At 74.3% G+C, this 15261-nt stretch carries 12 protein-coding genes; 7 read left to right on the top strand and 5 right to left on the bottom strand.

The window, feature by feature from the left end; genetic code table 11:
- Nucleotides 1-10: 10 nt before the first annotated feature.
- From crtI to AC07FK_RS24770, 3 genes are all read right to left on the bottom strand, one after another.
- A complete protein-coding gene (gene crtI, locus AC07FK_RS24780) occupies nucleotides 11-1492 on the bottom strand; it encodes a phytoene desaturase family protein (protein WP_479107127.1) in 1482 nt (493 codons plus the stop codon).
- Nucleotides 1489-2673 (bottom strand): polyprenyl synthetase family protein, encoded by a 1185-nt coding sequence (locus AC07FK_RS24775; RefSeq protein WP_479107126.1) that lies wholly within the window; start codon nucleotides 2671-2673, stop codon nucleotides 1489-1491. The genes crtI and AC07FK_RS24775 overlap by 4 nt, the downstream gene beginning before the upstream one ends.
- Nucleotides 2674-2765: 92 nt before the next feature.
- Complete coding sequence (locus AC07FK_RS24770; protein ID WP_479107156.1) at nucleotides 2766-3302, bottom strand: Dps family protein; 537 nt, start codon at nucleotides 3300-3302, stop codon at nucleotides 2766-2768.
- A gap of 335 nt (nucleotides 3303-3637) precedes the next feature.
- Here AC07FK_RS24770 and AC07FK_RS24765 point away from each other — a divergent pair, with 335 nt between their 5' ends.
- Nucleotides 3638-4252, top strand: coding sequence for a sigma-70 family RNA polymerase sigma factor (locus tag AC07FK_RS24765; RefSeq protein ID WP_479107125.1), 615 nt, complete (start codon nucleotides 3638-3640; stop codon nucleotides 4250-4252).
- Between the two features lie 38 nt (nucleotides 4253-4290).
- Here the strand turns inward: AC07FK_RS24765 and AC07FK_RS24760 are convergent, their stop codons facing one another.
- Together AC07FK_RS24760 and AC07FK_RS24755 are read right to left on the bottom strand one after the other, a co-directional pair.
- Entirely contained in the window at nucleotides 4291-5511 is a 1221-nt protein-coding gene (locus AC07FK_RS24760) for a spore photoproduct lyase family protein (RefSeq protein ID WP_479107124.1), read from the bottom strand.
- 3 nt (nucleotides 5512-5514) lie between these two features.
- On the bottom strand, nucleotides 5515-6411 hold the full coding sequence (locus AC07FK_RS24755) for an SDR family oxidoreductase (protein ID WP_479107123.1): 897 nt from the start codon (nucleotides 6409-6411) through the stop codon (nucleotides 5515-5517).
- Between the two features lie 193 nt (nucleotides 6412-6604).
- On the opposite strand from AC07FK_RS24755, the gene AC07FK_RS24750 reads away from it, so the two are divergent.
- The 6 genes from AC07FK_RS24750 to AC07FK_RS24725 all read left to right on the top strand — a co-directional run bounded on the left by AC07FK_RS24750 (nucleotide 6605) and on the right by AC07FK_RS24725 (nucleotide 15088).
- Nucleotides 6605-8116 carry an ABC transporter substrate-binding protein gene (locus AC07FK_RS24750; protein ID WP_479107122.1) on the top strand — a complete coding sequence of 504 codons (1512 nt, stop codon included), beginning with the start codon at nucleotides 6605-6607 and terminating at the stop codon, nucleotides 8114-8116.
- Nucleotides 8117-8202: 86 nt separating this feature from the next.
- Nucleotides 8203-9984, top strand: a complete 1782-nt coding sequence (locus AC07FK_RS24745) for an ABC transporter permease subunit (RefSeq protein WP_479107155.1) — start codon at nucleotides 8203-8205, stop codon at nucleotides 9982-9984.
- Nucleotides 9981-11057 carry an ABC transporter ATP-binding protein gene (locus AC07FK_RS24740; protein WP_479107121.1) on the top strand — a complete coding sequence of 359 codons (1077 nt, stop codon included), beginning with the start codon at nucleotides 9981-9983 and terminating at the stop codon, nucleotides 11055-11057. The genes AC07FK_RS24745 and AC07FK_RS24740 overlap by 4 nt, the downstream gene beginning before the upstream one ends.
- Nucleotides 11054-11869 carry an ATP-binding cassette domain-containing protein gene (locus AC07FK_RS24735; protein ID WP_479107120.1) on the top strand — a complete coding sequence of 272 codons (816 nt, stop codon included), beginning with the start codon at nucleotides 11054-11056 and terminating at the stop codon, nucleotides 11867-11869. The genes AC07FK_RS24740 and AC07FK_RS24735 overlap by 4 nt, the downstream gene beginning before the upstream one ends.
- Nucleotides 11866-12879, top strand: coding sequence for a succinylglutamate desuccinylase/aspartoacylase family protein (locus AC07FK_RS24730; protein WP_479107119.1), 1014 nt, complete (start codon nucleotides 11866-11868; stop codon nucleotides 12877-12879). Before AC07FK_RS24735 ends, AC07FK_RS24730 begins: the two co-directional genes overlap by 4 nt.
- A gap of 310 nt (nucleotides 12880-13189) precedes the next feature.
- Nucleotides 13190-15088 carry an ABC transporter ATP-binding protein gene (locus AC07FK_RS24725; protein ID WP_479107118.1) on the top strand — a complete coding sequence of 633 codons (1899 nt, stop codon included), beginning with the start codon at nucleotides 13190-13192 and terminating at the stop codon, nucleotides 15086-15088.
- Nucleotides 15089-15261 lie beyond the last annotated feature (173 nt).

Genomic DNA, 15261 nt, shown 5'->3' with positions numbered 1-15261 from the left:
GGCCCGTCCCTCACAGTCCGCTGATGCGGGAGGCCGCCAGCTTCCCGCTGACGAGCACGGTGGGCACGCCCACGCCCGGCGTCGTCCCGCAGCCGGCCAGCACGGCGTTCTCGACGCCCGACACCAGGTTGCGCGGCCTGAACGGTCCGGTCTGCGCGAAGGTGTGGGCGGCGGAGAAGGGCGTCCCCGCCGCGTGGCCCTGCGCCGTCCAGTCGGCGGGGGTGATCAGTTCTTCCTCCTCGATGGAGTCGCCGAAGCCGTCGAGACCGCGCCGCTCCAGCTCCCGTACGAGGCGGTCGCGGTACCGGGGCCCGAGCCGGCCCCAGGCGGCGGCCGGGGGGCCGACCGTCGTGTTCGGGCAGGGGGCGAGCACGTAGTGCAGGTGCCTGCCCTCGGGCGCCAGCAGCGGATCGTGGGCGGTGGGACGGGTGAGCAGCAGCGACGGGTCGCTCATCAGCCGCCCGGTGCGGGTGATCTCGTCGAACGTGCGCTCCCACGCGTGCCCGAACGAGATGGTGTGGTGGGCCAGGTGCGGCCAGGTGCGGCGCGTGCCCGCGTGCAGGATCACCGCCGACGGCGAGTGCCGCAGGCGCACCGGGCGGCGGGGGGTGCGGCCCAGCAGGCGGTAGACGACGGGCAGGTCGGGCGTCAGGACCACCGCGTCGCAGGCCAGTTCCTCGCCGTCGCCCAGGCGTACGGCGGTGACGCGGCCCGCGCGGACCCGCAGGTCCGTCACCTCGCTGCCGTAACGGAACCGCGCCCCGGCGTCGCCGGCGGCGTCCGCCATCGCCACGGGCAGCGCGTGCATGCCGCCCTTGGGGAAGTAGACGCCCGCGACGGTGTCCATGTAGGCGATCACCGCGTACGCCGCGAGCGCCCGCGCGGGCGGCACCCCGGCGTACAGCGACTGGAAGGAGAACACCCGGCGCAGCCGCGGGTCCTTGATGTACCGGCCGATCTGCGCGTCCAGCCGGCCGAAGCCGCGCAGCGCGGCCAGCCGCGCCAGGTCGGGGTGCAGCAGCTGCACGGGGGAGTCGAAGTTCGTGTCGATGAACCGGCGCATCTGCGCCGCGTAGAGCGACCGCAGCCACTGCCTCAGCCTGCGGTACCCGGCCGCCTCCGCCGGCCCGGCGAAGGCCCGGACCTCCTCGGCCATCGCGTCGCCGTCGGTGTGCACGTCGAGCCCCGAGCCGTCCGCGAACAGCGCGCGGTAGGCCGGGTGCAGCTCCACCAGGTCGACCCGGGCGGCCAGCGAGTCGCCCACCGCCGCGAAGGCCTCGTCGGCGAGGTGCGGCATGGTGAGCACCGTCGGGCCGGTGTCGAGGCTGTAGCCGCCCAGGCGGGTGCGCCCCGCCCGGCCGCCCGGCTGGTCCGCGCGCTCCACCACGGTCACCTCGCGGCCGCTGCCCAGCAGATGCAGGGCGGCGGCGAGGCCGGAAAGGCCGGCTCCCACGACGACCACGCGGTCCGTGCGGCCGGGAACGGTTCTCATCGCGCGCTCTCCTCGCTGGGCGCGTCCACGCCCGCCGCCGTACGGACGAGTTCGCCGAGCGCCGCGACGGCCGCCGCGTCGCCGGGCAGGGAGGCCAGCCGGCGTTCGCCGGTACGCACCAGCCGGCCGATCTCGGCCTCGACGACGCGCCGGGCGCCGGTGCTCTCGAGCGCCGCCCTGGCCCGCCGCACCTGGGCGTCGGTCGGGTGCGGGGCCGTCGCGCGCAGTGCGTCGCCGGCCGGCGCGTCGCCGGACGCGTCCGCCAGCCGCAGGGCGACGGCGCGCACGTACGTCAGCTTCCCGTCGCGCAGATCCTCGTCGACCGGCTTGCCGGTGCGCCGCGGATCGCCGAACACGCCCAGCAGGTCGTCGCGCAACTGGAAGGCGAGCCCCGCGCAGCGGCCCGCCGCCCGCAGCGCCCGCGTGGTCGTCTCCGCGGCTCCCGCGAGCGCCGCGCCGAGCGCGAGCGGACGCTCGACGGTGTAGAGCGCGCTCTTGAGCCGGGCGATGCGGAGCGCCTCGTCGGGCTCGGTCGCACCCGTGGCGGCCGCGCGCACGTCGAGGTACTGCCCGGCGACCATCTCGGTCCGCATGGCACGCCATTCGCCGTACAGCCGGCCGCCGTGCCCGCCGGAGAGGGCGGTGGCGGTCACCAGGTCGTCGGCCCACGCGAGGGCGAGGTCGCCGACGAGGACCGCCCCCGCGGTGCCGTAGAACTCCGGCGAACCGCGCATCCCGGCCCGGTCGTGCCGCCGTGCGAAGTCCTCGTGCACGGCGGCGGCGCCCCGGCGCACCGGGGAACGGTCCATGACGTCGTCGTGGACCAGCGCGCACGTCTGGATGAGTTCGAGCGCCGCGGCGACGTCCAGCACCCGTGCCACGTCTCCCGCTCCGGCCGGACCGCCGCAGGCCCGCCAGCCCCACCAAAGGAACTGCGCCCGCAGGCGTTTGCCGCCGCGCAGGGCGACGTCCCGTACCCGCGCGGCCAGTTCGGCCGCGAAGACGGCGTCCGTCGCGGCCGCCTCGGCCAGCCGTTCGTCCAGACGGGACCGCAGGACGGCCTCCACGGCGCCGGTGACGGCGGAGTCGACCCGCGTCACCGCCGGGAAGTCACCGCCGGCCGGTCCTCCGCCGCCGTCCGTCGTGTGCGTGTCGTCCTCCGTCGTCCGGATGCCGGGCATGCGGCCCCCTTTCCGAGCGTCGCGACTGCGTCGGACACCGCTTCTTCCGCTCCGGGGGCGCATCCGGATGCGGTGATGGGTACGCCCCGTTCTCACGGCCGCCCGCGCGCCTGCTCCGCGGCCTGCGCGGCGGCCCCGCGCTCGGTCGAGGCGCCGGCGGTGCTCAGCCGCCCGCCGCTGCTCTCCAGGTGGGCCCGTACGAACCACTGGAACAGTTCGAGTCCGCGCAGCTGCTCGATCAGCATGTCCTGAGTGACCGGGTCCGGCTCGTCGGTGGCCTTCATCGCCGCCCGGTGGTCCTCGATCAGCGACGTGTAGACGACGTCGAGCGCGCCCAGGTGCTCGATGGCCTCGGCGCGGCCGATGGAGTAGTCGTCCCACGTCCGCTCGGCCACGAGCGCCCCGGGGGTGCCGTGCGGCTCGCCGCCGAGGGTGGAGATGCGCTCGGCGAGATCGTCGGTCATCGCCCGGACCTGCTCGACCTGAGGGTCGATCATCTCGTGCACGGCGATGAAGTGCGGCCCCACGACGTTCCAGTGGATGTGCTTGAGGGTCAGGGCCAGGTCGTTGAGTGCGTGCAGACGCGTCTGCAGCAGCTCGATGACCGCGCCGCCGTCCTGCGTCGTCATTCCCGGCACGGTGTAGTCGGGGTCCTTGTGGGTCACGGTCGCTCCTCGCTCGGTGGCTGCCTCCCGCCAAGGCAACCACCGGTGGTCGTGGCGCGCCCGCCCGCAGCGGGGTGCCGGTACGCCGTTGAGGTGACGGCTGCGCAACCGGTCGGCCGTGGCGGGCCGAAGCCCGCGTGACCGCGGTCCGCGACCCTCGCCGGACGTCCGTACAGGGGGGCATACGACGCACAATCGACGCGTGTTGCCCGCGTCGTTTCCGGCTGCCGAGACTGGCCCCCACCCGAGAGCGGGGCCGCCACCGGGCCGCCCGGACCCCGACGCGGAGGGAGCACATCATGACCGCCACGCCCGTGCAGGACCCGGTCAACGCTGCGCCCGCGCCCACGGACGAGACGTACGACGGCGAAGGGCTGGGCCGGAGGCTGCGGCTCGGGGACGAGCGGGCGTTCGCGGCCGTCTACCGCAGATTCGGCGCGCTCGTGCACGGCCTGGCCGCACGCTCTCTGGGAGACGTCAGGGAGGCCGAGGACGTCACGCAGCAGGTCTTCCTGGCCGCCTGGCGCGGGCGGGCCGGCTTCCGGCCCGAGCGCGGCCCCCTCGGCGCCTGGCTGGTCGGCATCACCCGCCGCAAGACCGTCGACGCCCTCGCGGCGCGCACCCGCAGGACGGAGATCGCCGGCGCCGCGGCCGCCGTCCTGCCGACCGTCGTACCGGCCGGGCAGACCCCGGAGGCCGTACTGGACCGGGTCCTCGTCGCGGACGGGCTGCGCAGGCTGCCCCGGGCGCAGCGGGAGATCCTCGGCCTGGCCTTCTACGCCGACCTCACGCAGACGCAGATCGCGCAGCGCACCGGACTGCCCCTCGGCACCGTGAAGAGCCATGCGCGCCGGGGCATGCACCAGCTGCGCCGCGGCCTGGAGGAGGCGGAGCGCGGGGCCCCTCCGGGGTGACGCGGCCCGCGTGCGGGCGCCGACCGGTCCCGCCGGGCTCAGAACGCGTAGCGGATGGTCAGCCAGGGCGCGTGCCGGTCGACGAGGGCGCGTACGGTCTCCACCGCGGCCTGCTTCGCGGCGTTGCGGTACCGCACGTTCCAGCTGCCGTTCTCGGAGCGCTTCGCCTGCTGGAGGTCGGGGCGCCAGATGGCGTCCTCCGCGCGCGGGTGCCAGGCCATGTTGACCTCGTGCAACTCCCGGTTGTGCGTCAGCATGATCACCTCGGCGGCCGCCTGGTCCTTCGCCCGGGCCGGCAGGACATCGTCCATGTGCCGGAGCAGCTCGCCCCAGGCCGCCTCCCAGCCGGGCCTGATGACGACGGGCGACATGTTGAAGTGCACCTCGTACCCGGCGTCGAGGAAGTCGCCGGCCGCGGCGATGCGCTCCTCGACGGGGCTGGTGCGGATGTCCAGCAGCCTGGAGTCCTCCGGCGGCATCACGGAGAACCGGATACGCGTCCGTCCGCGCGGTTCGAGCAGCAGCAGGTCGGGGTTGACGAACTTGGTGGCGAACGACGCCTTGGCGGTCGGCCAGCGGGTGAACGCGTGCACGAGATCGGCGGTGTTCTCGCAGATCAGCGCATCGACGGAGCAGTCGTTGTTCTCTCCGATGTCGTAGACCCAGGCGCTCGGATCGCACTGGTTCGGCTCAGTCTTGGGGCCCTGGGCGGCGACGTGGCGGGCGAGGCGGGCGACGATGCGGTCGATGTTGGTGAAGACGGTGACCGGGTTGGCGTAGCCCTTGCGCCGCGGCACGTAGCAGTACGCGCACGCCATGGCGCATCCGTTGGCGGCCCCCGGCGCGATCCAGTCCGCCGAGCGGCCGTTGGGCCGTACGGTGAGCGTCTTCTTCTCGCCCAGCACCAGCACGGTGCTCTTGACCCGCACCCACCGCTCCGCGTTGCCCTCGTTGCCGTGCAGGTCCGGGATGCGCCAATGGGAGTCGACGGGCACGACCTTCGCGTCGGGGAAGTCCGCGAGGATCCGGCGGCCGCGCGGCGAGGCCGCCGCACCGGGCTCCGCGTGGATCTCCCGTACCGACAGCATCCGCCGCGCCTGCGCCGAGTCGCGGAACAGCGGCCCGGCCGGCCGTCGCGCCTCCGGGCCCGTCCGGATCTCCTCCACGCCGAACAGCGCGTCGGGCTCGTCGTCCGGTACGCCGCCGGACGGCGCCGGGGTGTGCCTGTCCGCTCCGGGATCCGTCCTGTCCTCAGCCATCGCTCACGTCCCGCCGCCCGGGACCCCCGGACCGAGCGCGGCCGCCCGGCCGCCGGCCCCCAGCAGTCCGGTCGCCGCGAGCGGCGACTCCTGTTGCAGCCGGGGCAGCTCGCGCTTCGCGAGCAGCGTGACCACCGGGGGCATCGCCGCACGGACCGCCTGGGCGGCGCGGAGCCAGCCGGGTACGTACACGGCGGCGCGGCGCCGTTCGACGGCCCGCACCAGGCGCGCCGCCACCGTCTGCGCCGGGTAGACCTTGCGCGCGGGCTTCGGCATGTGCGCCCGCAGCTCCCGCAGGACGGGGTGCTGGTCGGCGTCGCGGACCATGTCGGTGTCGGTCCAGTTGATGTACGCGATGCCGACCCCGACGCCCTCGTGCGCGAGCTCGGCACGCAGCGTGTGGGCGAACGACTCGACGCCCGCCTTGGACGCGCAGTACGCGCTCATCATGGGCGCCGCCCCGATGGAGGCCAGCGACGCGATCTGGAGGTAGTGGCCGCCGGTCGCCCGCAGGTGCGGCAGGAAGCTGCGGGCGGTGACCGCGCTGCCGATCAGGTTGACCTCGATCACCCGGCGCCAGAGCGCCGGGTCCGACTCCGCGAAGGGCCCGCCCTCGGCCACCCCGGCGTTCGCGACCACCACCGAGGCGGGCCCGAGGCGCTCGCGGACCTCCGCCGCCACCTGCGCCATCCCGTCGTCGTCGGTGACGTCGACGGCCCAGCACACCGCCCGCCCGTCCAGCCTGTCGCGCACCTCGGCCAGGGTCGACTCCTCCCGGCCCAGCAGGGCCACGGTGGCCCCGCGCCGGGTCAGTTCCAGTGCCATCGCGGCACCGAGGCCGCGGGCGGCGCCGGTGACGACGGCGGTGCGGCCCTGCAGAGGACGTGCGGTGCCTCTCACGTGTTCCTCCTGGCTGGGAAGAGCCGCCGGGACGGCGGGTCCGGTCCTCTCACCATAGGCAGCGGACGCGCGGCCCGCCGCTGCACGTTGCCGGGGCGGCGGCGGTGGGCCACGACGCGTTAGTTGAATATGATTATCATCTGCTACTGTCCCCGTCGCGTACGACACCCGTTCGACGGAGATGGAAAAGTCCTTGCACAGCCCCAGGGCCCTGCCCCTTGCCGTCCCGGCGACGCTCGCCTCCGCGCTGCTCCTCACGGGTTGCTTCGCGCCCGGCCCGTCCGGGGGGTCCGACGGGTCCGGCCGGTCCGCCACCGGTGACAAGCGCGTCAGGGTGGCCATGATGCAACCGCCGCGTTCCGGCCTGTCGCCCCTCAGCGACGACGCCTTCAAGCTCTCCCGCTGGAGCACGGCCGAGACGCTGGTGACCCTCGACACGAACGGCGATCCGAAGCCCGCCCTCGCCGAGAAGTGGCGCAGGACCGGCGAGAAATCCTGGGCTTTCACCGTCCGCGACGGCGTCACCTTCCACGACGGCACCGAGCTCACCGCCCGGGACGTCGTACGGTCGCTCGACGAGGCCGCCCACGCGGCCCCCAAGCCGCGCATCCTCGACGGCGTGGACCTCACGGTCACCGCCCGGGGCGACACCGTCACCGTCACCACCGCCGACGCGGACCCGCTGGTCCCGCAACGGCTCTCCTCGCCGCAGCTGTCGATCCTGGCGGCCAGGGCGTACCGGGGACGTACGGTGAATCCGGTCGGCGCCGGCACGGGCGCGTTCGTCCTGAAGAAGGTGAACGGGACCAGCTCGGCCTCCCTCGACCGCTACGAGGACTACTGGGGCGGCAGGGCGAAGGCGGCGGGAATCGACGTGCGGTTCGTGCCGGACGGCACCGCGCGCGCCGCCGCGCTGCGTACCGGCGAGGCCGACATCGTCGAATCCGTGCCGGTCTCCCAGGCGTCGCTCCTGGAGGAGGACCGGATCACCGAGGTGCCGATGCCACGCACCAACACGCTGTACCTCAACACCCGGCGCGGAGCGTTCACCGACCCGGCGCTGCGCGCCGCCGCCCGCGAGGCGCTCGACCCCGCGGCCCTGGTCGAGGGCGTGTACGAGGGGCGGGCGGACGTCGCCGAGGGACTGCTCGGCCCGGCCGTCCCGTGGGCCAAGGAGCGCGCCGGACGCACCCGCGCCGCCGCACCCGCCGACCCCGGAGGGAAGACCGTCGTCATCGGCACCTTCACCGACCGGGCGGAGCTGCCCGAGGTCGCCGCCGTGCTCCAGCAGCAGCTCCAGAAGGCGGGCTTCAAGGTGAGGCTGGAGATCCGCGAGTACGCCAACATCGAATCCGACGCCCTCGCCGGGAAGTTCGACGCCTTCGTCCTGTCCCGCGCCACCGTGCTGGACTCCGGTGACCCGGCGGCCTACATGTACAGCGACTTCGCGAGCGACGGCTCCTTCAACGTCTCCCAGCTCGACGACGAGAAGGTCGACGCGGCGCTCGACACGGCCACCGCCGCCTCGTCCGGCGCGGCGCGGCGCAAGGCCGTCCTGGCGGCGGAGACGGCGATCCTGAACACCGACGCCGCGATTCCCATGCTCCACGAGCGCGTCGTCCAGGGCGACGCCGAAGGTGTCGTGGCGTCGGCGAAGGACCCCCGCGAGCGGCTGCTCGTGACGGTCGACACGTACGTCAAGTGAGGACCGCGCGACAGGTACGCCGAGTGAAGACCGTGCGACACATACGCCGAGTGAAGACCGTGCGACACGTACGTCGGAACGGGACCCTGCGACACCCGCGCGTCGCGGGGACCGCCGCCCGTACGGCCGCCGCCCGCGTTTTGACCCTCGCCGCCGTCGTGGCGGCCGTCGGACTGCTGCCCTGGCTGTCCGGCAAGGACCCGGCGCTCAGCGTCCTGCGCGCCCGGTCCGCCGAGCAGGAAGCCACCGCGGAGGCGTTGGCGGCCGTCCGCGACGACCTCGGACTCGGCTCCGGTCCGCTGTCCCACCTCGGTGGCCGGCTCGCCGGGGCGGCCCGCGGGGACCTGGGCGCCTCCTGGGTGTCCGGGACCGACGTCCTGCCGTCGGTGCTCTCCGGACTCGGGGTCTCGCTGACGCTCATGGCGGCCTCCCTGGCCGTGGCGCTGCTCGTCGCGGCCGCCCTGACCGCGGCGACACTGGTACGCGGTGCGCGCGGCATGCCGCGCGGCCGGGCCGCCACCGGCGGGGCGCCCGCGGCGATGCTGGCGTCCGTCCCCGAGTTCCTGCTGGCGACCGTGCTGCTGATCGTGCTCGGCGTGTGGCTGGGCCTGCTGCCCACCTCCGGCTGGCAGGGCCCGCGGTCCATGGTGCTGCCCGCGCTGGCCATGGGCCTTCCCGCCGGAGGTCTGCTCGGCCGGCTCGTCGACGACGCCCTGCCCGCCGTGTTCGCCGAGCGGTGGGCCGGTCTGTGGCGCGCCTCGGGCGTCTGCCCCCGGCGCATCGCATGCGCGGCGCTGCGCCGTTCCGTGCCCGCCGTCGTACCGCAGTTCGGCCTCGTCGCCGTCGGCCTGACCGGTGGCGCGGTCGCCGTGGAGACCGTCTTCGCGGTGCCCGGCATCGGCCGGTCGGCGCTGGGCGCCGCCAAGGCCCAGGACCTGCCCCTGCTCCAGGCCGCGGTGCTGGCCCTGCTGCTGCTCGGTCTCGCGGCGGGCGCGCTCGCCCATCTCGTACGCGCCCGGCTGCTCGGCCCCGGACTGCGGGACGCCGCTCTCGCGCTGCCCGCCCCGCCGCGGGTCCGCGCGGGCAGGGCGGCGCGGGCCGTGCCCGTGGTTCTCGCGGCCGTCCTGCTGGCCGTCACCGGGTGGGGGCTGCTCCGGGACCCGCTGACCGTCGACGCCGCCGCCCGGCTGACCGCGCCCTCGTGGGCGTACCCGCTGGGCACCGACGGCCTCGGCCGGGACGTGCTCGCACGGCTCGGGCACGGCGCGGCCTCGACCCTCGCGGTGGCACTGGCGGTCTGTCTGAGCAGCTACCTGTTCGCACTGTCGATCGGCTTCCTGCCCGCCTTCTCGGCCGGTGCGGCCGACATCGCCAACGCCCTGCCGCCGGTCGTCGCGGGCATCCTCGTCGCCGCCGTCCTCGGACCGGGCGCCACCGGGGCGTCCGTCGCCGTCGCGCTGGTCTCCTGGCCGCCGCTGGCCGCGCACGCCGCCGCACTCGTCCAGGAGACGCGGGCGGCCGGCTTCCTCACCGCGCAGAAGGCGATCGGGTCCACCCCGCGCCGCATCCTGACGCACCACATCCTTCCGGCCGTCGCCGGGCCGGTGGCCCGCCACGCGGTCCTGCGCCTGCCCGGCATCGCCCTGGCCCTCGCCTCGCTCGGCTTCCTCGGCCTGGGCGCCCAGCCGCCCGCCCCCGAATGGGGCCTGCTGCTGGACGAGTCACGGGCGTACGTCGAACGCGCGCCCTGGGCCGCGCTCGCTCCGGCGGCCGCCCTCGCGCTGCTGGCCGGCTGCGCGGTGTCGCTGGGCGCCTGGACCGGAGCCGGCCCGCGCGCCGGCGCCCCGCGCGCCGGGACGGCGTCATGAGCGCCCGCCCCACGCTCCTGAGCGTGCGCGACCTGCGCGTGGCGTTCCCCGCCGCCGGGCGGGACGTGGCCGCGGTGCGCGGTGTGTCGTTCGACGTGCACGAGGGCGAACTGCTGGCCGTGGCCGGCGAGTCGGGGGCCGGCAAGTCGCTGACCGCCGCGGCCGTGCTCGGCCTGGCGCCGCACACGGCCCGGATCAGCGGCAGCGTCCGGCTGCGCGAGCGCGAACTGCTGCGCGCGCCCCGCTCGGTGTACGCCGGGCTGTGGGGGCGAAGCCTTGCCCTCGTACCGCAGGACGCGCTCTCGGTGCTCAGCCCCGTGCACACGGTCGGCCACCAACTCGCCTCCGCCGTGCGTTCCGTGCGGGGTCTCGGCCGCAAGCAGGCGCGGGCGGCCGCCGTGGCCGCGCTGGACCGGGTGGGCATCGCGGACGCCGAGCGCCGGGCGGACGCGTACCCGCACGAGTTCTCCGGCGGCATGCGCCAGCGCGCCGTCATCGCGATGGCCACGGTCAACGAACCGGAACTCGTCGTCGCCGACGAGCCGACCACCGCGCTCGACCCCGTAGTGCGGGAACAGGTCCTCGGCGTACTGGCGACGCTGCGCGAGACGACCGGCACGGCGGTGCTCCTGGTCACGCACGACCTGGCGACCGTGGCCGGGTACGCCGACCGGCTCCTGGTGATGTACGCCGGACGCGTGGCCGAGTCCGGGCCGGCCACCCGGGTGCTGACGAGGCCGCGCGCCCCGTACACCGCGGGACTGCTCGCCTCCCTGCCGCCCGCCGAACCGGCCGCCGACCGGCGCCTGCCGGCCATCGGCGGCACCTCGCCCGCGCCCTCGGACCTCGCGGAACTCTCCGGCTGCGCCTTCGCGCCGCGCTGCCCGCTGGCGGGGGAGCGGTGCCGTACGGACGAACCGGAACCCGTGGCGGTGACCGGCGACGCGGGGCGCCTGGTGGCGTGCCATCGCTGGCCGGACGTACCCGCCCGCGCGCGCGACCTGTTCGTAGCGACCGGTGGCGACGTACCCGCCCGGTCGCGCGACCCGCTCGCCGGGACCGGTGGCGCATGAGCGACGCACTGCTGACCGTACGCGGACTCACGGTCCGTTATCCCGTACGCGCGCGCCGCGCCGCACCGGTGCTCGCGGTCGACGACGTCTCCTTCGACGTGTCCGCCGGGGAGACTCTGGCGCTGATCGGCGCGTCGGGCTCGGGCAAGTCGAGTACGGCGGCCGCCGTGCTGATGCTGCGCCGCCCGGACGCGGGGGAGGTCAGGTTCGACGGACACGAGCTGACCGGGCTGGACGAGCGTGAACTGCGCCCCCTGCGCCCGCGGATCCAGCCCGTCTTCCAGGACCCGTACGGCTCGCTGAGCCCCCGGCTGCGGATCCGCGACGCGGTGGCCGAGCCGCTGCGCGTCCAGGGGCGGTGGGACCCCCTGACCGGCCCGAGACGTGTGAACGAACTGCTGGAGACGGTGGGCCTGGACCCCCGGCTCGGCGACCGGCTGCCGCACGAGCTGTCCGGCGGGCAGTGCCAACGGGTGGGCGTCGCCCGGGCGTTGGCCTGCGAACCGCGGCTGCTGGTGCTCGACGAGCCGGTGTCGGCGCTGGACCCCTCGGTACGGGCCGGCGTGCTCAACCTGCTCACCGACCTCCAGGAACGCCTGGGCCTGGCGTACCTGTTCATCTGCCACGACCTCGCCCTCGTACGCCACTTCGCCCACCGGGTCGCCGTGATGCACGGCGGCCGGATCGTGGAGACCGCGCCCGCCGGGGCCCTGTACGACGCCCCGGCCCACGCCCGCACACGCCGGTTGCTCGAGGCCGGCGCCGCCCGGCCGGCCACCCCTGCGCCGGATCTTCCCCGAGGAGCGGCATGAGTACGCCGACGGGCCCGCCCGCAGCCCTGGCCGTCGGCACGCTCAGTGCCGCGCCCGGAACCACCACCCGCGGCTCAGTCCGGGCCGACCTCGGCGTCCGCACCGTGGACGTTCCGCTGACCCTGGTCAACGGCGCCCGGCGCGGGCCGCGCGTCGTCGTCACAGCGGGCATGCACGGCGGCGAGTTCACCGGAATCGAAGCGGCGACCGAACTCTCGGCGTCGCTGAGGCCGCAGGAGGTGAGCGGCCAGGTGATCGTCTGCCCGGTCGCCAACCCCCCGGCCGTGTACGGGGGACGGCTCGGCGTCTCCCCGCTCGACGGCGTCAACATCAACCGCGTCTTCCCCGGCGAAGCGACGGGCGCCCCGACCGAGCGGCTCGCGGCCCGGCTCTTCACCGACCTGATCACGGGTGCGGACGCGTACGTCGACCTGCACTCCGGCGGCATCGACGAGACTTTGCGCGACTTCGTCGGCTACCGGCTCACCGGCGACCCGGGGCTCGACGAGCACACCCGCCGGCTGGCTCACGCCCTCCGCATACGGGACGTGATCCTCGGCCCGAACGCCGACGGCGGCAACAGCCACGCGGCCGCCGCCCGCCACGGCATCCCCGCCCTCCTCGTCGAGACGGGACAGCGGGGCGACCGCGATCCGGCCGTCGCCCGCGGCCTGACGGATGCCCTGTACGCGCTCCTGTGCGAACTGCGCGTACTGGACCGGCCGGTACGAGAGCCGGCCGAGGCAACCGAATGGGTCTGGGCCGGAGCCGCCACCGCCCCGACAACCGGCCTCTGGTACCCGGCCTGCACCGCCGGGGACGACGTGACGGCGAACGAGATCATCGGCCGGATCACGGACCCGGCCACCGGCCGCGACCACCCGGTCCCCGCCCCGGCGACCGGCCGCGTCTTCTACGCCATGCACGCCCTCACGGTCGCGCCCGGCGCCGAACTGGCCGCCGTAGCCGCGCCACATCGCCCCGACCCGTCCACGGCCGGGTCGGCGTGAGCGGAGTTCGGGGGGAGCACGGAATGCATCTGTGATGACCGCGGAGAATCGGCCATCGATCTCCTGCTTCGGTGCTGACGATGCGTTCCGTCTGTGCGATGGACGCAGTACCCGGTGAGACCACGTCAGGGTTACCGCTGCTTGAGGCGCCACGGGCAGTGCCGGAATGCGCTCGCGGAACTCATGGACGGATGCGTCCGCTGCGTACGTTGCACGCAGTGTGTCCGGTTCTCGCCCGTCCGCGTTAAATGCCTGGACTGAGGACCTCCCCCGACGGGACACTTCCGACTTCCGAGCCACGGGGAGCGTGATGGGGACAACAGGTACGCGGGGGCCTGCGCCGAGCAGGGGCGCGGTCGTTCTGGCTCTTCGCCGCTACGGCCGGGAACTGCTGCGACTGCGACGGCTCGCTCTTCCCGCGCTGCTGCTGCCGGCCGTGGGCAACATCGGCATCCGCTACGTCGCCCCCCTCCTGATCGCCAAACTGGCAGGACAGGCCGCCGACGAAGGCGGTCTCACGCTCAGCTCGGCGCTGCCGTACGTGCTGGGCTTCGGCGTGACGCTGCTGCTCGCCGAGGCCGTGTGGCGGGTCGGCCAGCACTGTCTGAACCGCGTGGACGCCCGCGGCATGGAACACCTGTACGTGAGCGGCATGGACGAACTCCTCGCCAAGGACGCGGCGTTCTTCCACGACAACTTCACCGGCTCCCTGACCAAAAGGGTGTTGAGCTTCGGCAAGCGCTTCGAGGACTTCGTCGACACTGTGACGTACCGGATCGTGGGCAGCCTCGTACCCCTGTTGTTCGGCGCCGTGGTCCTGTGGAGCTACGAACCGATGCTCGTCGTCGGCCTCCTCGTGATGATCGCGCTGACCGTGGTGGCCGCGACACCTCTGATCCGTCGTCGGCAGAGGCTGGTCAACGACCGTGAGGCGGCGATCGCCCGGGTCTCCGGCCACGTCGCCGACAGCCTCGTGAACATGGAAACCATCCGGGCGTTCGCGGCCGAGCGACGGGAGGCCGACGAACACCGCAGCCGTGTGGCGGACTCCCGGCGCCTGACGCTGAAGTCGTGGGACTACGGCAATCTGCGCGTCGACACCCTGATCGCTCCCATGGCCGTTCTGACCAATGTGCTGGGCCTGTTGGTCGCCATCGCCTTCGGTGGCCCGGGCCAGGGAGTGGAGGAGGTGGTCGTCGCCTTCACCTACTACTCCCACGCGACCCAGATCATGTTCGAGTTCAACCAGATCTACCGGCGTCTGGAAAGCTCGATGACCGAGGCCGCTCAGTTCACGGAGCTGCTGCTGGATCCGCCCACCGTGCTCGATCCGACGGACCCCGAACCGCTCGCACAGCGGCACACGGGCATCCGCTTCGAGGCGGTGACCTTCGCCCACGCGGGCGCGAAGCCGATCTTCCAGGCACTCGACCTGGACGTGCCCGCAGGCGCACGGATCGGTCTGGTCGGCCGGTCCGGCGGCGGCAAGACCACACTCACCCGGCTCCTGTTGCGGATGTCGGACATCGACGACGGACGCATCCTGATCGGTGGTCAGGACATCAGCCGGCTGCGTCAGACCGACCTGCGCTCACTGATCGCCTACGTCCCGCAGGAACCCGCCATGTTCCACCGCAGCCTGCGGGACAACATCGCCTTCGCCCGGCCCGGTGCCACTGACAGGGAGATCCACGCCGCTGCCGCGGCCGCCCACGTCACGGAGTTCGCCGACCAACTCCCCGACGGCTTCAGCACTCTGGTGGGGGAGCGGGGAGTGAAACTCTCGGGCGGCCAGCGCCAGCGCGTCGCCCTGGCCAGGGCCATCCTGCGCGACGCCCCGATCCTGCTGCTCGACGAGGCGACCAGCGCGCTGGACTCGGAGAGTGAGCTCCTCGTCCAGGACGCCCTGTGGCGGTTGATGGACGGACGTACGGCCCTCGTGGTCGCCCACCGTCTGAGCACGGTCGCCGGCATGGACCGTCTCGTCGTCCTCGACCGCGGAAGCGTCGTCGAGCAGGGCACCCACGAGGAGCTGCTCACGGCGAAGGGTGCCTACGCCAAGCTGTGGCAGCACCAGTCCGGCGGCTTCCTCGGCGAGAGCGCCGAGTCGGCCCTTGGGCGCACCGCCCCAGGGGCCGGCCCTAGCGGGGTGCCCGGCCCGGCCGGCCCGGCGCCGGACGGGGACCGCAGGACGGCAGTGTCCGGGTAGGCGCACGCACACCCACCCCACCACCGGCCGATCGCCGGCGTCCGGGCTCAACGTGTGGGCCGCTGCGTCCTCCGCGGAAGAGCGAAGCGATGTTCCTCACACTCTCCGAGTCGGGCGCGTGCCGGTTGTAGAGTGGGCACCGCCTTTGACCAGCAAAAAGCTGGCAGGGAGCC

This window comes from Streptomyces sp. NPDC046122 (assembly GCF_056429965.1).
This window is presented reverse-complemented; position numbering and strand designations above follow the sequence as displayed.